This window comes from Arthrobacter sp. FW306-05-C (assembly GCF_021801725.1).
Taxonomy (GTDB): domain Bacteria; phylum Actinomycetota; class Actinomycetes; order Actinomycetales; family Micrococcaceae; genus Arthrobacter.
The window spans coordinates 2,869,938-2,892,959 of sequence record NZ_CP084556.1; the positions used below are offsets into that span (position 1 = coordinate 2,869,938).

The 23,022-nt window shown below is 66.4% G+C and carries 22 protein-coding genes; 8 read left to right on the forward strand and 14 right to left on the reverse strand.

The window, feature by feature from the left end:
* Positions 1–26 precede the first annotated feature (26 nt).
* The 3 genes from LFT44_RS13275 to LFT44_RS13285 are packed head-to-tail and all read left to right on the forward strand — an operon-like array spanning position 27 to position 3,065.
* Positions 27–1,001 (forward strand): AAA family ATPase, encoded by a 975-nt coding sequence (locus LFT44_RS13275; protein WP_236802895.1) that lies wholly within the window; start codon positions 27–29, stop codon positions 999–1,001.
* Positions 1,001–2,293: a DUF58 domain-containing protein gene (locus LFT44_RS13280; protein WP_236798923.1), complete on the forward strand. Its 1,293-nt coding sequence runs from the start codon at positions 1,001–1,003 to the stop codon at positions 2,291–2,293. Before LFT44_RS13275 ends, LFT44_RS13280 begins: the two co-directional genes overlap by 1 nt.
* 58 nt (positions 2,294–2,351) lie before the next feature.
* Complete coding sequence (locus tag LFT44_RS13285) at positions 2,352–3,065, forward strand: DUF4166 domain-containing protein (RefSeq protein WP_236798924.1); 714 nt, start codon at positions 2,352–2,354, stop codon at positions 3,063–3,065.
* Positions 3,066–3,068: 3 nt separating this feature from the next.
* On the opposite strand, the gene LFT44_RS13290 is transcribed toward LFT44_RS13285, so the two are convergent.
* From LFT44_RS13290 to LFT44_RS13330, 9 genes are all read right to left on the reverse strand, one after another.
* The gene (locus LFT44_RS13290) at positions 3,069–4,151 is read right to left on the reverse strand and encodes a hypothetical protein (RefSeq protein ID WP_442863749.1); all 1,083 of its coding nucleotides are present in this window, start codon (positions 4,149–4,151) and stop codon (positions 3,069–3,071) included.
* Entirely contained in the window at positions 4,148–4,555 is a 408-nt protein-coding gene (locus LFT44_RS13295; protein ID WP_236798925.1) for a chorismate mutase, read from the reverse strand. Before LFT44_RS13295 ends, LFT44_RS13290 begins: the two co-directional genes overlap by 4 nt.
* A 98-nt stretch (positions 4,556–4,653) precedes the next feature.
* Complete coding sequence (locus LFT44_RS13300; RefSeq protein ID WP_236798926.1) at positions 4,654–6,363, reverse strand: ABC transporter ATP-binding protein; 1,710 nt, start codon at positions 6,361–6,363, stop codon at positions 4,654–4,656.
* Positions 6,360–7,403: an ABC transporter permease gene (locus LFT44_RS13305; RefSeq protein ID WP_236798927.1), complete on the reverse strand. Its 1,044-nt coding sequence runs from the start codon at positions 7,401–7,403 to the stop codon at positions 6,360–6,362. Before LFT44_RS13305 ends, LFT44_RS13300 begins: the two co-directional genes overlap by 4 nt.
* Before the next feature lies 1 nt (position 7,404).
* The gene (locus LFT44_RS13310; RefSeq protein WP_236798928.1) at positions 7,405–8,496 is read right to left on the reverse strand and encodes an ABC transporter permease; all 1,092 of its coding nucleotides are present in this window, start codon (positions 8,494–8,496) and stop codon (positions 7,405–7,407) included.
* A 127-nt stretch (positions 8,497–8,623) separates the two neighbouring features.
* Positions 8,624–10,264, reverse strand: coding sequence for an ABC transporter substrate-binding protein (locus tag LFT44_RS13315; RefSeq protein ID WP_236798929.1), 1,641 nt, complete (start codon positions 10,262–10,264; stop codon positions 8,624–8,626).
* A gap of 269 nt (positions 10,265–10,533) precedes the next feature.
* Positions 10,534–11,667 (reverse strand): tRNA 2-thiouridine(34) synthase MnmA, encoded by a 1,134-nt coding sequence (gene mnmA / locus LFT44_RS13320; protein WP_236798930.1) that lies wholly within the window; start codon positions 11,665–11,667, stop codon positions 10,534–10,536.
* 125 nt (positions 11,668–11,792) lie between these two features.
* The gene (locus LFT44_RS13325; RefSeq protein ID WP_236798931.1) at positions 11,793–13,022 is read right to left on the reverse strand and encodes a cysteine desulfurase family protein; all 1,230 of its coding nucleotides are present in this window, start codon (positions 13,020–13,022) and stop codon (positions 11,793–11,795) included.
* 44 nt (positions 13,023–13,066) lie between these two features.
* Positions 13,067–13,732 carry a helix-turn-helix transcriptional regulator gene (locus LFT44_RS13330; RefSeq protein ID WP_236798932.1) on the reverse strand — a complete coding sequence of 222 codons (666 nt, stop codon included), beginning with the start codon at positions 13,730–13,732 and terminating at the stop codon, positions 13,067–13,069.
* 89 nt (positions 13,733–13,821) lie between these two features.
* On the opposite strand from LFT44_RS13330, the gene LFT44_RS13335 reads away from it, so the two are divergent.
* Entirely contained in the window at positions 13,822–14,244 is a 423-nt protein-coding gene (locus tag LFT44_RS13335; protein WP_236798933.1) for a hypothetical protein, read from the forward strand.
* A gap of 126 nt (positions 14,245–14,370) precedes the next feature.
* On the opposite strand, the gene LFT44_RS13340 is transcribed toward LFT44_RS13335, so the two are convergent.
* Complete coding sequence (locus LFT44_RS13340) at positions 14,371–14,943, reverse strand: hypothetical protein (protein WP_336885623.1); 573 nt, start codon at positions 14,941–14,943, stop codon at positions 14,371–14,373.
* A gap of 375 nt (positions 14,944–15,318) precedes the next feature.
* Here LFT44_RS13340 and LFT44_RS13345 point away from each other — a divergent pair, with 375 nt between their 5' ends.
* From LFT44_RS13345 to LFT44_RS13360, 4 genes are all read left to right on the forward strand, one after another.
* A complete protein-coding gene (locus tag LFT44_RS13345) occupies positions 15,319–16,260 on the forward strand; it encodes a J domain-containing protein (protein WP_236798935.1) in 942 nt (313 codons plus the stop codon).
* A 22-nt stretch (positions 16,261–16,282) separates the two neighbouring features.
* Positions 16,283–16,750 carry a tRNA (cytidine(34)-2'-O)-methyltransferase gene (locus LFT44_RS13350; protein WP_236798936.1) on the forward strand — a complete coding sequence of 156 codons (468 nt, stop codon included), beginning with the start codon at positions 16,283–16,285 and terminating at the stop codon, positions 16,748–16,750.
* Between the two features lie 205 nt (positions 16,751–16,955).
* Positions 16,956–17,564, forward strand: a complete 609-nt coding sequence (locus LFT44_RS13355) for a sigma-70 family RNA polymerase sigma factor (protein WP_142133266.1) — start codon at positions 16,956–16,958, stop codon at positions 17,562–17,564.
* A 10-nt stretch (positions 17,565–17,574) separates the two neighbouring features.
* Positions 17,575–18,453: an anti-sigma factor gene (locus LFT44_RS13360; protein WP_236802897.1), complete on the forward strand. Its 879-nt coding sequence runs from the start codon at positions 17,575–17,577 to the stop codon at positions 18,451–18,453.
* A gap of 70 nt (positions 18,454–18,523) precedes the next feature.
* Here the strand turns inward: LFT44_RS13360 and LFT44_RS13365 are convergent, their stop codons facing one another.
* The 4 genes from LFT44_RS13365 to LFT44_RS13380 form a co-directional block, all read right to left on the reverse strand.
* A complete protein-coding gene (locus LFT44_RS13365) occupies positions 18,524–19,303 on the reverse strand; it encodes a PIG-L deacetylase family protein (protein WP_236798937.1) in 780 nt (259 codons plus the stop codon).
* A gap of 4 nt (positions 19,304–19,307) precedes the next feature.
* Positions 19,308–20,255, reverse strand: coding sequence for an electron transfer flavoprotein subunit alpha/FixB family protein (locus tag LFT44_RS13370; protein WP_236798938.1), 948 nt, complete (start codon positions 20,253–20,255; stop codon positions 19,308–19,310).
* A gap of 13 nt (positions 20,256–20,268) precedes the next feature.
* Positions 20,269–21,060, reverse strand: a complete 792-nt coding sequence (locus LFT44_RS13375) for an electron transfer flavoprotein subunit beta/FixA family protein (RefSeq protein WP_236802898.1) — start codon at positions 21,058–21,060, stop codon at positions 20,269–20,271.
* Positions 21,061–21,298: 238 nt separating this feature from the next.
* Positions 21,299–22,966: a S1C family serine protease gene (locus tag LFT44_RS13380; RefSeq protein WP_236798939.1), complete on the reverse strand. Its 1,668-nt coding sequence runs from the start codon at positions 22,964–22,966 to the stop codon at positions 21,299–21,301.
* Positions 22,967–23,022 lie beyond the last annotated feature (56 nt).

Consider the following 23,022-nt stretch of genomic DNA (forward strand, 5'->3'; position numbering starts at 1 on the left):
GCAGTGGCCCGGCAACCCTTAATGCCATGGACTCAGGCAGCTACATGGACGACGACGGCGCACGGCAGGCACTGCTTGCTGTCCGGCAGGAGGTGGCAAAGGCAGTGGTGGGACAGGACGCCACGGTCACCGGCCTCCTGATTGCCCTGCTTTCGCAGGGGCATGTGCTGCTGGAGGGCGTGCCCGGGGTTGCCAAGACCCTGCTGGTCCGCGCGCTCTCCTCCGCCTTGAGCCTGGACACCAAACGGGTGCAGTTCACCCCCGACCTCATGCCCGGCGATGTCACAGGCTCCCTGGTTTATGACTCCCACACCTCCGAATTCAGCTTCCGGGAGGGTCCCGTCTTCACCAACCTGCTGTTGGCTGATGAGATCAACCGCACGCCGCCAAAGACCCAGGCGTCACTCCTCGAAGCCATGGAAGAGCGGCAGGTATCGGTGGACGGCACCTCCCGGCGGCTTCCGGCGCCTTTCTTGGTGGCGGCCACCCAGAATCCGGTGGAGTACGAGGGGACCTACGCCCTGCCGGAGGCGCAGCTGGACAGGTTCCTGCTCAAGCTCACCATGCCGCTGCCCGAACGCGGGGACGAAATCGAAGTCATCCGCCGCCATGCCGCCGGTTTCGATCCCCGGGACCTGGTGGCGGCCGGGGTCCGGGCGGTGGCCGGCGCAGAGGACCTGGAACGGGCGCGGGAGGCAGTGGCGCGCGTGGCGGTGGAACCGGAAATCATTGGCTACATCGTTGACCTTGTGCGGGCAACCCGGGCCGCCCCTTCATTCCAGCTGGGAGTGTCACCGCGCGGTGCCACTGCACTCCTCAACACGTCACGGTCCTGGGCATGGCTCTCGGGGCGTCCCTTCGTCATCCCGGACGACGTCAAGGCGCTGGCCCTCCCGTGCCTGCGGCACCGCGTGGCGCTGCAGCCCGAAGCCCAGATGGACGGCGTCCGCGTGGACGACGTCCTGGGCAGCATCCTGGCGTCCGTCCCCGTTCCCCGCTGATGGCCATCTCGGGGTGCTTCGTTGCGCTGGTGCTGCTTGGCCTGGTGCCGGTGCTGCTGTCCCCCGGGTGGCTGACCGTACTTGCCACCGCCGCCGTGCTCGTGGCCCTGTTGGTTGCGGACCTGGTCTTCGCGGCATCCCTCCGCCGGGTCAATGTGGTGCGTGCGGATCCGGAGAACGTGACGCTTAACAAGTCTGTGGACGCCATCCTCACGGTGCGCAACGGCGGTGCCCGCCCACTCCGCGGCTCGCTGCGGGATGGCTGGCAACCGTCCGCCGGGGCGCAGAACCCGGTGCAGGCCATCGACGTACCGGCCGGGGAAGGAAGGCGGTACCAGGTCAAGCTCCAACCTGTCCGGCGTGGCGACCTGGCAGCGCCGCACGTGACGATTCGATCGTTCGGGCCCCTGCGCCTGGCCGCCCGCCAGCGCACCATCGATTGCCCCGGCTCAGTGCGGGTATTGCCGCCCTTTCATTCCAGGCGGCACCTGCCCTCCAAGCTGCGGAAGCTGCGCGAACTCGACGGAAAGGCCGCCGTCCAGATCCGCGGCGCCGGCACGGAGTTCGACTCCCTGCGCGACTACGTCCGCGGTGATGACGTGCGCTCCATCGACTGGCGCGCCACGGCCAGGCGCTCCGCGGTGGTGGTCCGGACGTGGCGCCCGGAACGGGACCGACGGGTGGTGGTGGTCCTCGATACGTCCCGCACGTCCGCGGCCAGGATCGGTGACGAAACGCGCCTGGACACCGGGATCGAAGCGGCGCTCCTCCTGGGTGTCCTGGCTGAACGCGGCGGAGACCGGGTGGACTTCGTGGCGTTTGACCGCAGGACGCGGGCGCGGGCCGGCTCGGCCGGGCAGGGCACCATCCTGGGCCGGCTGGTCCAGGCAATGGCACCCCTTGACGCGGAACTGATTGAGATGGACTGGCCTGCCGTCCCGGCGCAGGTCCGTGCCGTATCCGCGCACCGGTCGCTCGTGGTGCTGCTGACGTCGCTGGACAGCGGGGCTCCGGAGGAAGGCCTGCTGCCGGTTGCCGAGCGGCTGGCAAGCCAGCACGTCGTGGTGGTGGCAGCCGTCCGCGACCCCCAGCTTGGCGCCATGCTCCGGGAACGCCACGATGCCACCGGAGTCTTCCGTGCTGCTGCGGCTGAACGCGCGCTCCTGCAGCGTGCGGCGGTGACTGCCGAGCTGCGGCGCTACGGAGCGGAGGTGGTGGACGCCGAGCCCCACGAACTGCCGCCCCGGCTTGCGGACATGTACATCCGGCTTAAGGCTGCCGGTAGATTGTGAACCCGGAGACAGTCAGCCCCGAACAGCAAGACGGCATAGGCAACAGGAGGTCCATTTGATGAGCGTTCCCATTTACCGGCAGGTCCTGGGCAGGGAGTTCTCCCGGTTGCAGCCCGAGCTGCAGGAGTATTTCTCGCTGGCACCGGGGTCCGGGCACTACGGCGTGGGGGAAGGAACGTTCGACGTCGTCGGGTGCCGCCAGCGGTGGCTGCGCCCCTTGCTGCGGCTCACCGGGGGCGAAGAAGCCTTCTTTCCTGAGTACGGTGAAAACATTCCGTTCCGGATCGAGAACCACGCGCACCAGGATCCGTTCGGCCGCTCCAGCCTCACCGCCCGCCGGGAGATACGGTTCCCGGAACGGACCCGGCTTTTCCAGGACACCACGAGCGCCATCACCCGGGCCGGCGCCACCCGGCTGGTGGACTACGTGGGACGGTACCGGCGCCTGGTGACGGATCTGAACCTCAGCGTCACCCTGGACGGCAGGCTGCGCGGAGTATCAGAAGCTTCCCGGCTTTTCCTGGGTGCCCTCCGGGTACCCCTTCCGGCAGCCCTGGACGCCAAGGCCTATGCCGAACAATGGTGGGACCCGGCGGAGGGCAGCAACGGGCGGCACCGCATCCAGGTCAAGGTCATCCAGCCCCAGATCGGTCTGGTCCTGGTGTACGCCGGTACCTTCGACTACCGGCTGCGCCCCTACACCGGCGGCAGTTCCGCGCAAAGCTACCTGCCCCGCTATGCGCAGCCGGACCGCTGGGAAAACAGGGTCTGACGCCTACCCCAGTACCAGCTGGTTGAGGCCGTCAGCCACCTGGGTAAGCCTGCCGAGCACCGCGGTGGCCTGTGAGGGTGTGAGATTGGCCAGTCCTGCCGAGGGCGTCACCCTGGTGGCGGCAAGCAGCGACGCCGGAAGGCCCAGCTGGCGCCAGGGACGCCATACGGACTCGATGCAGTCGGCAACCTTGGGCATTGGGCCGCCCGAGACCTCCAGGGCGCCTGCCCAGAACTGTTTTCCGGCCTCCACCGCTCCGGCCACCTGCTCCCACTGGCGGTTGGTCAACGCCTTCAACGGCAGTGCAACACCGTCGGCGCCTGCAGCCAGGACCAGTTCGATCGGTGCCTCGATCTCCGGAAACGACACCACCACGTCCGCGGCACCGGCTTCGCGCAGGGCATCCAGGACCAGCCGCCAGGACTCCCGCGCTTCCGATGCCGGTACCGCGCGCAGGGTGCGGTAGCCGCTGGCGGTGGGTATGGTTCCGGCCAGCACTGAGGCGATGGCGGGCTCGTCCACCTGTACCACCAAACGGGCGCCGGGAACGGCCGCTGCCACCCGCGTGAGGTAACTGCCCACTCCTGCTGCGAGGGAAGCGGCCAGGTCCCGCCGCGCGCCGTAGTCCAGCAGCGCGCGCTCACCGTTGTGCAGGTGCAGGCCTGCCGCAAGGCTGAGCGGGCCTACCAACTGAACCTTGAACTCTGCAGGGGAAACGTCCTCCGCGCCCGCCACGTCGGCGAGCACGTTCAGGTCGGTGGAGAGCGCCGACGCGGCACGCCGCATGTCCTTGCCGGGCCGGTCCACAAGCCGCCACCCGTGCGGCTGCACGTCCACCGCCAGCTCCTCAAGGAGGGACGCGGTACGGCCCAGGGCGTCGGAACCCACCCCGCGGTCCGGAAGCTCGGCAAGGAACGGCAGGTGTGGGCTGCCGAGCTCGCCGCGGATAATCCGGGTGGCTTCGAGCGGGTCTTCGCCTGGCCACGGACCCAGCGCCGTGGCCGTTACTTCCGGGGCTTCGAATGAAGTGTCCGCAGCGTTGGCCGGACGCGGGGCGGAGCCCCGTTGGTACTGTTCCCGGCTCACGCCAGTGCGGAGGTCTGGGACTGTTGTCCGGATGACGCCTGGTGGTCCTCGGCGATGGCCTCGTGGTGGCGGATTACCTCGCCGATGATGAAGTTGAGGAACTTCTCGGCGAACGCCGGGTCAAGGTGGGCGTCCTCGGCCAGGCGGCGCAGGCGTGCGATCTGGGCGGCTTCCCGTCCCGGATCACCGGCGGGCAGGCGGTGGGTTGCCTTGAGGAACCCCACTTTCTGGGTGGCCTTGAAGCGTTCAGCCAGGAGGTACACCAGGGTGGCATCAATGTTGTCAATGCTGGAACGGATGGACAGCAGTTCAGCCATCACCGAATCGTCCACTTGACCTGCCAGGGAACTGGCGGAGGGGTCGAAATCATCGGAGCCAGGAGGGATGGGGTTGTGCTGCGTCATGGCTCCAGTCTATGGGAGCGGACGGAGTCACCGCGGGTGTGAAGCGCCGGTGCCGGCACACTGCCGGCACCGGAGCTTTACGGTAACGACTTTCCGGGTCAGATGCCCAGGAGCGCCCGGTGCTCCTCCCTGCGTTTCGCCTGTTCGGCCGGATCAGGCACCGGCAGGGAGGCAATCAGCCGCCGCGTGTAGTCATGCTGCGGGTTACCCATGACCTGGCTGCCGATCCCCTGCTCCACCAGCTTGCCCTTGTACAGGACGCCGACCCAGGAGGACAGGATGTCCACCACCGCAAGATCGTGGCTGATGAACAGGCAGCCGAAGCCAAATTCCTCCTGGATGTCCCGGAACAGCTCCAGGACCTTCGCCTGCACCGAAACGTCCAGGGCCGACGTCGGCTCATCCGCTATCAGCAACCGGGGGTTCAGGCTCAGGGCACGCGCCAGCGACGCCCGCTGCCGCTGGCCGCCGGACAGTTCGTGCGGGTACCGGCCCGCGTACGACGCCGGCAGCTGGACTGATTCAAGCAGCTCACCAACGCGCTTGCGCGCCTGGGCATCGCTTGGCCGGGTGTGGATAACCATGGGCTCGGCGATGCACTCTCCGATGGTCAACTGCGGGTTGAAGGAGGCAGCCGGGTCCTGGAACACGAAGCCAATATCCTTGCGCAGCGGCTTGAACGTGCGCTCGCGAAGGTTCAGCATCTCGTAGCCCAGCACCTTGAGGCTCCCGCCGGTAGTGCGGTTGAGCCCGGCAATAGCGCGGCCGATAGTGGTCTTGCCGGACCCCGACTCCCCCACCAAGCCAAACACCTCCCCCCTGGACAAGGTGAAACTGACACCATCCACGGCTTTGAAGGCAGGCGTCCCAAGCCGCCCCGGGTACTCGATCTCCAGCTTGTCGGCCGCCACCAGCACTTCCTCATCCTGGTGGCGGCGTTCGGTCAGGCCTGCCGACGCCGAGTTGCGGCCAAGGTGCGGCACCGCGGCAAGGAGGCTGCGCGTGTAGTCCTGCCTGGGTTCGGCGAACAGCGTCTTCGCAGGGGCTTCCTCCACGACGTCGCCCTGGTACATCACCACCACGCGGTCCGCCAGGTCTGCCACCACGCCCATGTTGTGCGTGATCAGCACGATCGAGGTGCCGTACTTGTCCCGCAGGTCCCGGAGGAGTTCCAGGATTTCGGCCTGGACGGTGACATCCAGGGCAGTGGTGGGTTCGTCGGCAACAATAAGGCCTGGATTCAGCGCCAGTGCCGCCGCGATCACGACCCGCTGCTTCTGCCCGCCGGAGAACTGGTGCGGGTAGTAGTTGACGCGGTGTTCGGGATCGGGGATGCCCACCTTGCCCAGGGCCTCGATGGCGCGGGCTTTGGCTTCCTTCGCCGACACCCGTCCCCCGCCGTTTGCTCCCGCATGGGCACGGATGCCTTCGGCGATCTGCCACCCCACCGTGAACACAGGGTTCAGGGCGGTGGACGGCTCCTGGAACACCATGGCCACGTCGCGGCCGCGGATCTGGCGCAGCCGACCCGGGCTGAGGCTGATGACGTTGGCGCCGTTGATCAGCACCGCACCCGAACTCACAGCCGTTTCCGGCAGCAGGCCAAGGATGGTCTTCGCCGTCACCGTCTTGCCGGACCCGGACTCGCCCACGATCGCCACCACCTCGCCGGCCCTGACCTCCAGGCTGACATCCTTGACGGCACGCACGTCACCGCCGTCCGTAGCGAAGGTGACTTTCAGGTGGTCGATATCCAGGACTGTTTTCCGGTCCTGCTGGTCTGACAGGTAACCGAGATTTTCGCTCACGGGTTGCTCAATTCTGTTTCGGGGCCGGACCCGCCGGGAGCGGCGGTTGCAGCGGGAGCGGCCGGCGTGGCACCAGCGCCCTTGCGGCCGCTGCGCTTACGGCCGCGGAGGCGCGGATCGTTGAGGTCGTTGATGCTTTCGCCCACCAGCGTCAGCCCAAGGACTGTCCAGACGATGGCCAGGCCGGGGAAAAGGCCCGTCCACCAGATGCCCGATGTGGTGTCCGCAAGCGCCTTGTTCAGGTCGAAGCCCCACTCGGCCGCAGAGCTTGGTTCAATGCCGAAGCCCAGGAAGCCGAGCCCGGCCAGGGTCAGGATGGCTTCGGAGGCGTTGAGGGTGAAGATCAGCGGCAGGGTGCGGGTGGCGTTGCGGTAGATGTGCCGGGTCATGATCCGGATGTTCGATGCACCCACCACCTTGGCCGACTCAACGAAAGGTTCTGCCTTCAGCCGGATGGTCTCTGCCCGGATCACCCTGAAGTACTGCGGGATGAACACCACCGTGATGGAGATGGCCGCCGCCAGGATCCCGCCAAACAGGCTGGACTGGCCGCCGCTGATGACGATGGCCATCACGATGGCCACCAGCAGTGACGGGAACGCGTAGATCGCGTCGGCCACCACTACGAGGACGCGGTCCAGCCAGCCGCCGATGTAGCCGCTCACCAGGCCGAGGATGACGCCGGCGAAGATGGAGAGGACCACGGCCACGATGATGACCAGCAGCGCTGTCTGGGTACCCCAGATGACGCGTGACAGGACGTCGTAGCCGCCCACGGTGGTGCCCAGGAGGTGTTTGCCGCCCGGGGCTTGCTGGGTGGGGAAACTGCCGTCGGCGTCGGACAGTTGCGCGAAGCCGTAGGGCGCCAGCAGCGGTGCGGCCAGCGCCGTGAGCAGGAAGATGCCGGTAAGGACCAGGCCCACCACCAGCATGAAGCGCTGCAGGCCGACGCTTTTGTTGTAGTGCGACACAACCGGCAGCCGGCCGATGAAGGATGCCCGCGGGTTGGCGACAGGTGCGAGAGTGGTTTCGGCGGTCATGTCAGTACCTCACGCGTGGGTCGATCAGCGCGGCGAGGATGTCCACGATGAAGTTGGTGACGGCGACGATGACGGCCAGCAGCACCACAATGCCCTGGACGGCCACGAAGTCGCGCGCCGTAAGGTAGTTGGCCAGCTGGAACCCGAGGCCCTTCCATTCGAAGGTGGTTTCGGTGAGCACGGCGCCGCCGAGCAGCACCGCGATCTGCAGGCCCATGACGGTGATGATGGGGATCAGCGCCGGCTTGTAGGCGTGCTTGGTGACCAGCCGGAACTCGCTGACGCCACGTGAGCGGCCGGCCTCGACGTAATCCTTGCCGAGGGTACCGATGACGTTGGTGCGGACCAGCCGCAGGAAGACACCTGCGGTCAGGAGGCCCAGTGCCAGCGCCGGAAGGACAGCATGGGACATGACGTCGCTGAAGGCCGCCATGTTCCCGCTGCGGAGGGCGTCCAGCCAGTAGATGCCGGTGGGAGCTTCCAGCGCGGTGAGGGACAGCTCGGTCCTGGTGTTGGCACGGCCGGCTACGGGAAGCCAGCCCAGCCACACCGAGAACACCAGCTTCAGCAGCATGCCGGCGAAGAAGACCGGGGTGGCGTAGAAGAGGATGGCCAGGATTCGGAGCACGGCGTCCGGCAGGTGGTCACGCCGTTGCGCGGCAACCATGCCGAGCGGGATTCCCACCAGCAGGGCGACGATGAGGGCGTTGATGGCCAGCTCCAGTGTGGCCGAGCCGTAGGTGGTCAGCATCTCGGTGACCTGGCGGTTGTCCGAAAGCGTCGTGCCGAAGTTTCCTGAGACCAGCTGGCCCAGGTATTCGAAGTACTGCACGAGCACGGGCCGGTCATAGCCGGCGGCATGGATACGTTCCTGCAACTGGTCCGGGGGCAGCCGGCCGCCCATGGCGGCCGTGATGGGATCCCCGGTGATCCGCATGAGGAAGAACACCATGGTGACCAGGATGAGGATGGTTGGGAAAATCAGCAGGAAGCGGACCAGGATGTACTGGCCCAGCCCTCCGCCTGCCTGCTTTTTCTTGGGCGGAAGGAGTGCGTCCGCGTCACTGGGTGGCGCTTCAATCAAAGTTGTCATCGGTACCTGGATTCGTGGTGACCGGGAGCCAGCATTCCCCTCGGTGCTGGCTGATGACCGGCAAAAGGCGGGACACCGTTTCGGCGTCCCGCCTCTGGCCTGTCAGAGCCCGATGGGGGTGGAGTGCTTACTTGGAAAGGACGCCAAGACGGGTCTTGAAGGAAGGATCAAGGGTCTTCTCGACGCCCTTGACATCCTTCCCGGCCACCAGCAGCTGCGAGCCCTGGAGAAGCGGCAGGGTGGAAAGGTCCTTGGCCACAGCTGTCTGGACGTCGCCGATCAGCTTCTGCCGCTCGGTCTTGTCCGGGGTGGTGAGCTGCTTCTGCACCAGGTCCGTGACGGTCGGGTTCTCGTAGTGGTTCTTCAGGAAGTTGCCGGGGATGAAGAACGGCGTGAGGTAGTTATCCGCATCGGAGTAGTCCGGGAACCACCCCAGCTGGTACACGGGGTAGGCGTCAGCAGTGCGTGCCTTGGAGTAGGTCACCCATTCGGTGGACTGCAGGTCCACGGTGAACAGCCCTGACTTCTCCAGCTGCTCCTTGACCATGGCGTACTCGTCACCGGAGGACTTGCCGTAGTGGTCCGGGTTGTACTGCAGCTTGATGTTGACCGGACCGGTGATGCCGGCGTCGGACAGGGCCTTCTTGGCCTTGTCCACGCTCGGCTTGCCGCTGCCGTCGCCGTACATCTCCTTCATCGGCTGGGTTGCGCCGGGCAGGCCGTCAGGGACAACCGAGTACGCCGGGACGTAGGTGCCCTTGTAGACCTGGTCCGAAATGGCCTGGCGGTCCACGATGTCGGCCATGGCCTGCCGCACCGCGAGGGCCTTGGCAGGGTTGGCTTCCGGCGTCTTGGCGCCGAAGGGCATGGTGTCGAAGTTGAAGACGATGTACCGCAGTTCGCCACCGGGGCCCTTGTAGACCTTGACCTTGGAGTCCTTGTCCAGGTCCGCGGCATCGGTTGCGGTCAGGCTGCGGCCGGCAACGTCGATGTTTCCGCCCTGCACGTCCAGCTTGAGGTTGTTGGAATCGGCGTAGTACTTGATGACGGCACTGTCATTGGCCGGCTTGCCCAACAGCCCGTTGTAGTCCGGGTTGCTCTTGAGGCTGACCAGTTCGTTCTTCTTGTAGGAATCGATGGTGTACGGGCCCGCGAAGGGCTTGCCGGCAACGATGTCTTCGTCGCTCATGACTTTGTTGGCCGGGAACACTTCCTCATCGACGATGGGGCCCGTGTTGGTGCCCAGGACGCTGGGGAACACCTGGTCGTTGGCCTGCTTGAGAGTAAAGACGACGGTGGTGTCGTCCTTCGCCTCAACCGACTTGAGGTTGGACAACAGGGACGCCGGACCGTTGGGGTCGTCGATCTTCACCACGCGGTCGTAGGAGAATTTCACGTCCGAGGCGGTCAGGGCATGGCCGTTGGCGAACTTCAGGTTCGGTTTCAGCTTCACGGTGAACTCGGTGGGTGCCGTGAAGGAGGCGGACTCCGCGACATCGGGGCTGACCTCGGCAGAGCCGGGCTTGGAGTTCATCAGGAAGGGGTAGACCTGGTTCATCACCAGGAAGGATCCTGCGTCGTAGGAGCCGGCGGGGTCGAGGGTGACGACTTTGTCGGTCGTTCCGAAAGTGATGGCACCGCCACCGGCGCTGCCGCCGCTGGACGTTCCACCGCCGCCGCCCGATGGCCCGGTGCAGGCTGTCAGGGCCAGGGCGGAGATGCCTGCCAGCGCGATGGCGCGGTGCAGGCCGGTTGTGCTCTTGATCATCTGTGAACTTTCTGTCCGATGAGTACGCGCACGCCGGAGACACGGGCAATGTTGGCCCCTGCCCCGGCGAGCAGTGCTGATCCCTAGATTCAATCAGAGAGTCAGTCCTCAATACGGCCAATTCCGTGACTTGAAACACAAAATTTATCTCATTGGTACTGCTGCCCACTGGCCGGACAGATTCTGCTGGCGCCGGGCGGCATCAAAGTTCCGGGGACAGCAAAGCACTGCCCCGGCAATACCCGGGACAGTGCCTTGGATCAAACAGGCTAGAGGGGGGCCCGCTGGAGCGAACGCGCCGCGTCGATGGTTGCCTGGCCCAGCACCCTGGTGCCCTGGTAAAGGACCACGGTCTGGCCGGGCGCCACTCCGCGCAGCGGGGTGGTCAGTCGGACCACCAGCTGGCCTCGGCCATTACCGTCGGCGGCGGGCTCCATCCAGGCAGTGGCCGGAACCGGGTCCCCATGTGCCCGGACCTGCGCGTAGCAGTCGAATTCGGCTCCGGTTTCCACCTCGTTGATGGGAAGTCCTGCCCAGGAAACCTTGATGCCGCGGATCTCATCAATGGCCAGCAGGGCCTCGGGTCCCACCACCACCTTGTTCTCCTTGGGCCTGATTTCCAGGACAAAGCGCGGCTTTCCGTCGGCAGCAGGCGTGCCGAGCTTGAGTCCCCGCCGCTGGCCCACGGTGAAGGCGTTCGCCCCGGGATGTTCCCCTACCTTGGCGCCGGTCTCATCCACGATGTCACCGCTGGCCATGTCGATTTTTTCGGCGAGCCAGCCCGCAGTATCGCCGTCGGGGATGAAGCAGATGTCATGGCTGTCCGGCTTGTTGGCGACGGAGAGGCCGCGCCGCTCCGCCTCGGCCCGCACCTCGGCCTTCGACGGGGTGTCCGCCAGCGGAAACATCGAGTGCTTGAGCTGTTCGTGGGTGAGCACGCCAAGGACGTAGCTCTGGTCCTTGGCCCAGTCGGCAGCGCGGTGCAGTTCCCGGTTGCCGTCGGCGTCCTCTATGACCTTGGCGTAGTGGCCGGTACAAACGGCGTCGAAGCCCAGGGCGATGGCCTTCTCCAGCAGGGCGGCGAACTTGATGCGTTCGTTGCAGCGCATGCAGGGGTTGGGCGTTCTGCCGGCCGCGTATTCGTCGATGAAGTCCTGGACGACGTCTTCCTTGAAGCGCTCGGAAAAATCCCACACGTAGTAGGGAATGCCGAGGACGTCGCAGGCACGCCATGCGTCGCGGGAGTCCTCGATGGTGCAGCATCCACGGCTGCCCGTGCGCAAGGTTCCGGGCATGCGCGAAAGGGCCAGGTGGACACCGACGACGTCGTGCCCGGCTTCCACCGCGCGGGCGGCGGCAACAGCGGAGTCAACTCCGCCGCTCATGGCTGCTAGTACTCGCATGCTGGCTTTCTGTTGGGGGATGCTTGTTTTCCGGGGCCGTGCTGGTTGCACCGGCGGCGGAAACGATGTTCGCCTATCCATTCTACGGCGGCAGGCAAATCGGCCGGACAGGTCAGGCCTGAGGGTCAGGCGCCGCCCAGCACCTGCCGCGCCACGGTACCCGCGGTCTGGATCGAGGACTCATGCCCGGCCATGCCCGCCTGGCGCGCCCGTGCGTACGCCTCGGGGAGTGCAGCAAGAAGGGCATCGACGTCCGCCTCGGTGGACGCGTGCCCCAGGCTGAACCGCTGGGCTCCACGCGCCGTTTCCTCGTCCAGCCCCATGGCCAGCAGCACGTGGGACGGCCGGGGCACGCCCGCGGTGCAGGCCGAACCGGTTGACGATTCGATGCCCGCCAGGTCAAGGAGGAACAGCAGCGAGTCCCCTTCGCAGCCGGGGAACGTGAAATGGGCGTTGCCAGGAAGCCGGCCGTCGCCGGGCGCGCCGCGAAGGACCGCTTCCGGTACCCGTTCGCGGACGCCGTCGATCAGACTGTCCCGAAGGGCAGCAATGCGGGCCGACTCCGTGGGAAGCGCAGCGGCGGCCGCTTCCGCAGCTGCGGCGAAGGCAGCAATGGAAGCGGTGTCCAGCGTGCCGGAGCGGACGTCGCGCTCTTGCCCCCCACCATGCTGCACTGGTGTCAGCTTCACCGCCCGCCCCAGCAGAAGTGCCCCCACCCCGACGGGACCACCAATTTTGTGCCCGGAGATGGACATGGCATCCAGGCCGGAGTCCTTGAAGTGCACCGGCACCGAACCGAATGCCTGGACGGCATCGGAATGCATTGGGACGCCGGCGCCATGGGCAAGTTCAACGATCTGCGGGATCGGCTGAATGGTGCCCACCTCGTTGTTGGCCCACATGACGGTCACCAGCGCCACACTCCCTGGATCGCGCGAAAGCTCGGTTTGGAGCACGTCGAGGTCCAGAACTCCTTCGCCGTCGACGGGCAGCCAGGTCACCTCCGCACCTTCGTGGCGCTCCAGCCATTCCACAGTGTCGAGAACCGCGTGATGTTCGACGGCGGAACAGAGGATGCGCCGCCGCTTGGGGTCTTCTGCCACCCGGGACCAGTACATACCCTTGACGGCGAGGTTGTCCGACTCGGTTCCTCCCGAGGTAAAGATCACCTCCGAGGGGTGGGCTCCCGCCGCTGCGGCGATGGCCTCCCGCGCATCTTCCACGGCACGGCGGGCACGCCGGCCGGACCCGTGCAGCGATGAGGGGTTACCGGTCCGCGCGAGTTCCCGGGTCAAGGCGGCGAGCGCAGCGCCCGAAAGCGGCGTGGTGGCGGCATGGTCGAGGTAGGCGGGCATCCTCCAATTCTATCCCTGCAGGCCCCAATTCCCGGCGGTTGCGGTCAGCCCGCACCCTGGATCCGTGCGCAGCAGTGACCGGGTCCGGTGGCCTCGGCAACACGGTCCTCGGGGCTGCCGCAGCCAACCGCCGCCCCCCGCAGGAAGGCGCCGTTCATATCGCAGACCACTGTGGCGTGGGCCCGGGAAAGCCGATGGAAGGGGCAGTTGGGCAGCAGGTAGCCGCCGTCACCGTCAGGCTGCGGCTGGTAGCCCGCCTCCGCCAGGAACTCCTCCAACCCACCGGCTAATTCTGCGAGCTCCCGCCCCTTCCGGAACGCAATTGCGCGCAGGGACTCCCCCACCGGCCCACCGTCGGCCTGCGAGGTTTCGATGGCAGCGGCCATCAGTTCCCCGGCAAGGTCATAGTTCCGGTCCGGCACGGAGGCTCCCACTTCGCCAGCCATCGGCCGGTACATCTTGGCCGGACGCCCCGAGCCCGGCCCCACCCTGCCCGCGGGCTTGTGGAACTCCACGGCCAGCAGCCCGTCCTGGACCAGCCTGTCGAGGTGGAAGGAAACGGTGCTCCGTGCCATGCCCGAAGCCTCGGCCACCTCGTCGCGTCCCACGGGCCGGATCGATGCCGCAACCAGCTCGAACAGCTGCAGCCTCTTCGCATCCGTGAGTGAGGCGACGGCTGCGATCCTGTCGGCCCAGGGAAGTCGGTACATGATGCCTCCCAAATCCAAAGTCAAGATCTCTTGATTATAGACCATCAGCTTTCTAAAATTACATTATCTACTTTTAGAAGGAGTACACCATGAAGTCAGCATCGGCAGTGCGCGCCCAGCATGTATACACCACCATGCCGGCAGCCCGGCAGGCCTTCCTGGTTCTGCGCACTGTCTTTACCGTCGCACCCATCCTTTTCGGCCTGGACAAGTTCACGAACATCCTTACGCAGTGGACCGTGTACCTGGCGCCCCAAGCCACTGCGGTGGTGCCGCTGCCACCCCAGACCTTCATGTATGTGGTTGGGGTCGTGGAGATCATCGCCGGCGTCGTAGTGGCGGTGCGTCCGAAACTTGGCTCGTTGCTGGTGGCCGCCTGGCTGGTCGGGATCATCATCAACCTGCTGCTGCTGGGAAGCTTCTACGACGTGGCCCTGCGCGACTTCGGGCTCCTGGTGGGCGCCCTGGCCCTCAACCGGCTGTCAACGGGGACCACCGCGGCCGCTGCGTAGCCCTTTCCTGTCCGCGGAAGCGGGCGCTCTGTGCAAAGTATCCGCCGGCAGCTGTGCCCTCCAGCCGCCGGCGGCCTTGCGCCAACTGGTCGACGCGCCAACTGGCCCAGCGGCCAACCGGCCGGCTCAAGCAGTGGGAGGAAGCAGCGGCAGGTAGCGGCGGACCTCGTTGCGCGCTGACGCCAGTGCTGCCGGATTGGGGCAGGACACCGTTATATAGGCCGACGAACCCGCCGTGCCAAAAACCCTCGCCAGAACCACAGTGGACCTGCCGCCCGGAGCCGGCTGCTCCAGCGCCAGCACTTCCACGTTCCTGCCGGGCGCATCCGGGGCACCGCCCCACTGCAGTGTTTCCGTCTTCAGGTACGAAGGCTGGATGGTGCCGTCCAGGTACTGGAAAAGAGCAACGGTGGATTCCCTGTCCCCGCCTTGCGCCAAGGGGGCCTGTCCTGTACTGACCCGTGCCGCCACAACACAGCCATCCGTCTTTGCGTATTGGCTGGCACCGGCCACGTTTTCCTTTTCGAGCTTCCAGCCGGGCGCGCCTTTCAGCTCATCAGAGATGCCTACCGGAACTCCGGGCGCCAGGGTCCCACCGGCGGAGAAGGGCAGGTCGCGCGCCGCCACTGCAGCGGCATCGTGTCCCGGGGTGATGGTGGGAGTGGCCAGCACCGGAGTGTTCGGAGTTGCGGCCGGCACGGAAGGATCCGGAACGCCTACGCTGCATCCGCCCAGAAGCACAGCGCCCAGGCATGCAAAGGCAAGCGGCACTCCCGTGCGCCGCGTCCTGCCGGGCCACCCAGCCGTCGTCGGCATTTCCATTTCCACCCCTGCCTGTTTCCTTCCGGCTGTTGTTCTTCAATTTGACCGCCGGCCCGGGTCACCGCGCACATGGTTTTCCTGTGTCACCGTTCAGCCGCGCAGGCACGAGTCTAGACTCCGGTGCCCCGGGAACCCGCAAGCACCCGGCGTTCGTTGTCACGGTGAGGCCGCCACAAGCGCTGGCTAGACTGGGCGGGCAGCCGCTTCCCTGACGAAAAACAGGAAGCCGCGCATGATGAAAAGGAAGAATGCTTGACCGAGAGCAGCAGCTCCCACTACCAGGTCCTGCGCGTGGCCGTCACCGCCACCGAGAAGGAGATCAAGGTGGCCTACCGTCGCGCTGCGAGGATTGCCCATCCAGACCACGGTGGTGACGCCGCAACCTTCCGGCGCGTGACTGCTGCCTACGAGACCCTGATCGATCCGCAGCGGCGGAAAGCCTACGACCGGTCCTATGGCGCCGGATCAGTCCAGGGCGTTGCGCCCGACGACGGCGCCCACTTTGATGCCCCGGCCGCCGGAAGCAGGGCGTCGGCCACTGTCCGGAGGCCGGACAACGGCAGGAACACCGCAGGCGACCCGCCGATCTACGTGCCGCCGTACGAGGGAAGCGGTGCTCCGCTCATCCCCCTGGCCCATGCGAGCCAGCAGGTTCACGGGATGCCGCGGAAACGCGGCATCTTCGGCGCTGAGGCCCGCATCCAGCGCGAGATGCGCACCGTCCAACTGCTGACCCGGCAGGTGCTGCCGGCAATTCCCGCCGCCAGGCTCATCAACGGCCTGCAATCCCCGGCGGACAACAGCCACATCGATCATGCGGTCCTGTCCGGCTACCGGCTGGCCCTGGTCAATTCCATGCTCCTGCCCAAGGGCGCCTACGCCTGGGACGGCAGGACCCTCAACCATGGCGGCCGCTCCGTGGCGCCTCCGCAGCTGGCCCGGGTGGTGTGGGCCATGCAGGAGATCTTCCCGGAGCTCAACGTCACCGGATGGACCGTGGTGCATGGCCCGGACGGAAACCTCCACGAACCCGTAATCGACCACCACAGGCGGCCGTCCGGAGCCTTGGAGACTGTCCACATCGTCAACGCGGCGGGCATGGTGCGGGGCCTTAAGGAGTTCCTGGCCTCCGGGCCCGCCCCCAACACTGTGAACGTCCCGGTCCTGGCCAGGCTGCTGCGCGGCATGCACTGACGGCGGTAGCTAGGATGGAAAGGTGTTCCGCATCCTTTTCCATGAACCAGAGATTCCCGGCAATACCGGCAACGCCATCCGCCTCGCCGCCATCACCGGCGCCGAACTGCACCTTGTGGAACCCCTTGGCTTCGACTTTTCCGACGCCAAGCTGCGCCGGGCCGGGCTGGACTACCACGACCTCGCCGTCGTGACCGTCCACAAAACCATCGAGGACGCCTGGCAGCACCTCCAGCCCGAGCGCGTTTACGCCTTCACCTCTGACGGCACCACCAGCTATACAGACATTGCCTACGCTCCGGGGGACGTCCTGTTGTTTGGCCGCGAATCCGTCGGACTGCCGCCCGAACTGAAGAAGGATGCGCATGTGACTGCCACGGTGCGGCTGCCCATGTTGCCGGCCCTGCGTTCCCTTAACCTTGCCAACGCCGCCTCCATCGCGGTCTACGAGGCCTGGCGCCAGCAGGGATTCGCGGGGGCCACGCTTTAGGATCCCCTGCTCCGCCCCACGGAAAATCTTCATCCGTTGTCCCATCCGCGCCCTGCCCTGCGCCGAATAGCTCCTGTAAGCATTCGAGCGGACCAGGACCGAGGAGCGGCAGGTGACACTACTGGAGGCACCATCCAGGCCGGACAGCCGCAACCGGCACGGCACTGCTGAGGATTCCCCGCCCGGAGACTTATGCTTGGACGTAATGGAAACTCCCAACGCGCCCAATTCCGAAGGCTCGGCCGCGGTGACTGACCCACCTGCTGACCTCAGTCAACGCCTCTCGGTCCTGCTGGCGGGCATCGCCCGAGGGGACCAGGCGTCGTTTGCTGAGTTTTACCAGCTCACGTCCCGGCGGGTCTTCGGCATGGCGCGCCGTGTTCTGATCGATCCCGAACTCAGCGAGGACACCACGCAGGAAGTCTTCCTGCAGGTCTGGCAGAACGCCGCGAAGTTCGATCCGCAGGCAGGCAGCCCGCTCTCCTGGCTGATGACCATCTCGCACCGGCGGGCCGTGGACAAGGTGCGCTCGTCGCAGTCCTCCACTGACAGGGAAGCCAAGTACGGTGCCAGCACCCAGGACATCGACCATGACACCGTTTCCGATGAAGTGGGCAGCCGCCTGGAAGCGGAGGCGGTGGTCCGCTGCCTCGGCACGCTGACTGAAACACAGCAGGAATCCGTCCGCCTGGCCTACTACGGCGGCCTTACTTACCGTGAGGTGGCAGAGCGGCTGAATGCGGCAGTGCCCACTATCAAGTCCCGCATCCGCGACGGACTGATCCGATTGAAGACCTGTTTGGGGGTGAGTTGAGATGAGCGGAATGGATGAAGGCCGCAACAGCCGGTCAAGGTCCTTCGGGGACACGGTGGCGATGGACCTTGCCGCAGGCCGCGCCGTGGACCTCGCCGAACTCTACGCTCTTGACGCGGTCACGGAGCAGGAACGCGATGCCATCGACCAGTACATCTCGACCGCCCCGGAGCCGGAGCGGCTGGCCTTCCTTGCGCGCGTCCGGCAGTCCCGGGAGGCGCTGGCCCGCACTTTCCGGGTAGAGGAGGAACCGCCGTCGGACCTGTTTAAGCGGATCGTCGCCCAACTTCCTGCCCAATTCCCCAGCCAGGGTGGACCGGGCGCCGGCGACGCACCGGCACCGGCCGGAAGCACGCCACCGGCCCATCCGATGGGGACTCCAGGCGGGTCCGGCCCACAGGATGAGCTGGCGCAGGCCCGCAAGCGCCGCGAGGAGCGCCGAGGCACATCCGGCACCCGACGCTGGCTGGTGGGCGTGGCAGCAGCAGCGGCCATCGCCCTGGGCGGTGTGGGCGTGGGTGCCTACATGGCTGACCAGAACGATCCCGTCAACCAGGTGGCCAGGGCCGGCGACCTGCGCGAGGCGTCGGTGAACGTGGCCGGCGGCGGCAAGGCAACCCTGCTGATTTCAGCTTCCGAGGACGCGGCCGTGGTGAAGATGAGCGGCGTGCCCGCTCCCCCTGCCGGCAAGGTCTACCAGATGTGGCTGATCCCCAAGGACGGTTCGGCGCCGGTGTCGCAGGGGCTGATGGATGAGCAGGCCCTCTCCAAGCCTGCCGTCGTCCAGGGCATCCACACGGCTGCCTCGCTGGGCATCACCGTTGAGCCGGCCGGTGGATCCAAGGCCCCCACGCTGCCCACGGTGGCGGCGGCTCCGCTGGGAGCCTGAGGTCCCCGGTCCCGGCGACAGGAAAACGCCCCCGGTTCCTTGATCAAGGAACCGGGGGCGTTTCACCGTCCTAGAAACCCGCGATGGTGCCAGGTCCGTTAACGGTCACCACGTGGAAGGCCTCCGCGCTGCGCCCTTCGGGCAACCCTGCCCTGCCGGCATTGAGCTGCATCCCCCGGCGGACGGTGGTTTCCATCGCCGCGACGTCAGGATGCTGGCTGACATGGACGTGGATCGCGGCCAGCTTGGCTTCCACCTGGTCCGTGACGTCCACAAAGTGGTTTTCCCGTTCCTCGGGTCCCGCGTACAGCCACAGCCACGGCAGCTTGTAGGCCTCGAGCCCGGCGTCGGCCAATTCAGGGTAGGCGAAGGGGTTTTCGAGTGCCGGATACACGGCCCGTGTCACCGACTCCCCCACGGCCAGATGATCCGGGTGGCTCTTTTGGATGCGCTGCCAGTTCCGTTCCGGATGCATGGCAAGGACGACGTCGGGACGGACCTGGCGGATCAGCCGCACCACTTCCTTCATCACCTCGTGCGACGGCTCAAGGTAGCCGTCCCGCTGGTGAAGGTAGTGAATGTCGGTGACACCGACCAGCTTCGCGGCCCGGCGCTGTTCGGCGTCGCGCATGGCGATGATGTCCGCACGGTTGGCGGGGTCGAAGCCGCCCGCATCGCCGTCGGTCATGATGCAATAGCTGACCTGCACGCCGGCCGCCGTCCAGGCGGCGACGGTTCCGGCCGCGCCAAAGTCGATGTCGTCAGGATGGGCCGCAAAACAGAGCACCCGCCCAACCCGGTGCGTATCCGGGTTGAACGGGCTCCCTGCCTGCCCAGTGGAGGCAGTCAACGATTCAGCCCTTGCGCTTCTTGATCTCGGCGGCCGCCTGCGGCAGGACATCGAAGACGTCGCCGATGATGCCGAAGTCCGCAATTTCGAAGACCGGGGATTCGGCATCCTTGTTCACCGCGACAATGACCTTGGACGTCTGCATGCCGGCCTTCTGCTGGATGGCGCCGGAGATGCCCGCGGAAATGTACAGCTGCGGGGAAACGGTCTTGCCGGTCTGCCCCACCTGGGCGTCGTGGCTGATCCAGCCCGCGTCCGTGGCGGCCCGGGAGGCGCCGACGGCCGCGCCAAGGGCATCGGCGAGTTCTTCAACGGGACCAAAGTCGCCGTCCATGCCACGTCCGCCGGCCACCACGATGCGGGCATCGGTGAGGTCAGGCCGGCCGCTGGCAACCTTCTGCTGCCGCTCCGTGATGCGGGCCGCTGCGGCTACCGCGGGAACCTCCACCGTGGCGGTCCCGGGAGTTGTTGGGGCGGCTGCAGGCTCCGGGGTGACATTGTTGGCCTTCAGGGTCAACACCGACACCGCGGTGCTGGCCTTGCAGGCGGTGTTGTAGGAACCAGCCAGCACCGATTTGTGTGCAGTGCCGTCCGGGTCCACGGCGACGACGTCAGTGATGACGCCGGCGTTCAGGCGAATGCCCACACGTGCAGCGATTTCCTTGCCCTCGGGCGAGTTGTCCAGCAGGACGATGGCGGCACCGGCGGTTTCGGCGGCGGCGGCAACGTAGGCGGCCTTTGGTGCCACCAGGAAGTCGTCCAGGTCCTGGACGGACGGGCGCAGGATGCCGGCCACGCCGTATTCGGCGAAGGTGGCAGCGACGCCGTCGGCCAGTTCGCCGTTGAGCGCCACTGTGCTCTCGCCCAGGGAACGCGCCAGGGTCAGCAGTTCCAGGCTGCTCTTCTTGAGCGACGCGCCGGGGTTGTCGATGAATACAAGTACTTGTGCCATGTCGGTGTCCCTCTTAGAGCAGCTTCTGGGCGGCCAGGAAGTCAACCAGCTTGATGCCGGCGTCGCCCTCGTCGGTGATGATGGTGCCCGCGGTCCTGGGCGGCCGCTGCTCCGCATTGGTCACGCTGGTCCAGGAACCGGCGAAGCCCACCTGCGCGGGCTCCACGCCGATGTCGGCCAGGGACAGCGTGGTGATGCTCTTGCGCTTGGCGGCGATGATGCCCTTGAAGTTGGGGTACCGGGGTTCGTTGATTTGGTCGGTGACGGACACAACGGCGGGCAGCGGTGCCTCCACCGTTTCAGACGACGTGTCGGCATCGCGGCGGGCCGTCAAGCGGCCGCCGTCCACCTGGAGCGTGGACGCGAACGTGACCTGCGGCAGCCCAAGCCGCTCGGCCAGCTGGGCCGGAACAAGGGAGGTCTCGCCATCTGTGGAGGCCATGCCGGTGATGACCAGGTCCACGTCGCCCAGGTGCCGCACTGCTGCGGCGAGCGCAAGTGAAGTGGCCGCGGCATCGGATCCGGCCAGGGCATCGTCCGTGAGGTGCACGCCTTCAGTGGCGCCCATTTGCAGTGACTTCTTGACCGCGTTGACGGCACCGGCAGGTCCCATGCTGAGGGCGATGACCTGGTTGCCCGCTTTGCTGCCGCCACGCGCCTCCGCCAGCTGCAGCGCTGCTTCAAGGGCGTACTCGTCAAGCTCGGACAGAATGCTTTCGTCGCGGTCCACGGTGTTGCCGTCCCCGTTGAGGTGGCGGTCGAACTGGGCGTCCGGTACATGTTTGACCAGGACTACGATCTTCAATGTCTCTTCCACTGTGTTTACAGCAGCCTTCCATGCTTGTGGACAGCCAGCCGGGTGGGCATGGCCGCGGAATGCCCGGCAGGCGGGTAGCTCCTAGCTAACCATATCGGCGCGTCCCCGCGCCCTCTTCCGTTAACGCCTGTTTCAGCGCCGTTTCCCAAGCAGGGAATGACGACGGCGGCGCCCCCTTTGGTGGGGGACGCCGCCGTCGTCATGGCTTGCGTTGGTCCTGCTGTGCCTAGCTGGCTGCAGCGCCCAGCGTGACGTCGAACGTCTGCTCACTGCCGCCGCGCTGCACGGTGATCTTCACCTTGGATCCTGCCGGCTGTTCCCGGACCGCCGCGGTCAGCTGGTTCGGCTCGCCGATGGTGAGGTCGTTGAACTTAGTGATGACGTCGCCCGCCTTGATGCCCGCTTTTCCTGCTGCCGAGTTGGCCTCAACGGTGGCGACGTCAGCTCCCACCGAGAATTCGGAGGCCGCGCCCGACGTCGTCTTGGCCTTGACGCTCACGCCGAGCTGGCCGTGGGAGGCCTTGCCGCTGTCGATGATCTCCTGGGCCACACGCTTGGCGTTGTTGATCGGGATGCTGAACCCGACGCCGATATTGCCGCTCTGGGAGGTGGAGGTGCCTGAACCGGCGGACGCGATGGCCACGTTCACGCCGATGATCTCGCCCTTGCTGTTCACCAAGGCGCCGCCGGAGTTGCCGGGGTTGATGGCCGCGTCCGTCTGGATCACGTTGATGGCGATGGAACCTTCACTGGAGTTCTGCTGGCTCTGCCCGCCGCCAGGAGGGGCAAACTGGAATCCCTGGTCGCCACCCTGGCTGTTGTCGCCCCCCTTGGGCGCTGCCGATGATGCCACGCTGATGGTCCGGTTGAGGGTGGATACGATGCCGTCCGTGACGGTCCCGGTCAGGCCAAGCGGGGAACCGATGGCGATGGCAGTGTCCCCTACATTGAGCTTGGAGGAATCACCAAGGGTGGCGGGGGTGAGCCCGGAGGTGTCGTCGACCTTGATGACGGCGAGATCGGACAGGGGATCGGTTCCCACCAGCTTTGCCGGGAGGACCTTGCCGTCGCTGGTGCGGATCTCAAGGGTGGCATTGGCGGTCTGGCCGTCCAGGGTCACCACGTGGGTGTTGGTCAGGATGTGCCCCTGGTCATCGATGACAATGCCGGAACCGGTGCCGCCGGAGCTGCCGCTGGTGGCGCTGATGGTGACAACACTGGGCGAGGCCTTCACCGCAGCTGCCGTAATGGCGTTGACGTCGTCCTTGTTGTTGACGATGACCGTGCCGGGCTGGCTGTTGCTGCCGACGGTCGATGTGCTGGAGGCGTTGTGGCCGGAGAGCTCGCCCGCACCTACCGTAGCCACTCCACCGCCCACCAGGCCTGCTGCGAGGATGCTGGCCACAAGGGTGCCGATACCGAATGTCGCCTTCCGGCGCGGGGCGTCCTTGGGATTGGGGGCCAGGCCGACACTCCCATTGGGTGCGCCGTGGCCGGTGCCGTGCGTGGGCTGGCCATTCTGGTACTGCTGCTGTCCGTAGTATCCGGACTGGCCATCCTGGTGCTGCTGTCCATAATTGGCGGACTGGCCGTAGAACGGCTGCCGCTGCGGGTAGACCGGGCGTGGTGCGCCCGGAAGTTCCTGGGTGTGGTGGTCGCGTGCCTGCGGCGGGTCCAGCCGCTCGGTGTTGTTCTGTGGGCCGGCTTGGGTCTGGGGGCCCGTGTGGTCCTGGGCGCCCGTGTTGCCTTGAGGGGTGCCGGGTCCGCCCGCGTTCCCATACTGAGTTTCCGTCTGGCGGTCTCCAGGCTGTTCCGCGCCCTGCCGGTCCCACGGGTTCCGGCTTTGCGCGCGGTTGTCCTCAGGGACCGGTCCTGGGGTTTGATTCTCAGTCATGAGACTTCCTTTCATCCTCGTCTGCCATTAACTATGACCCGTTCCGCTGGAACAAG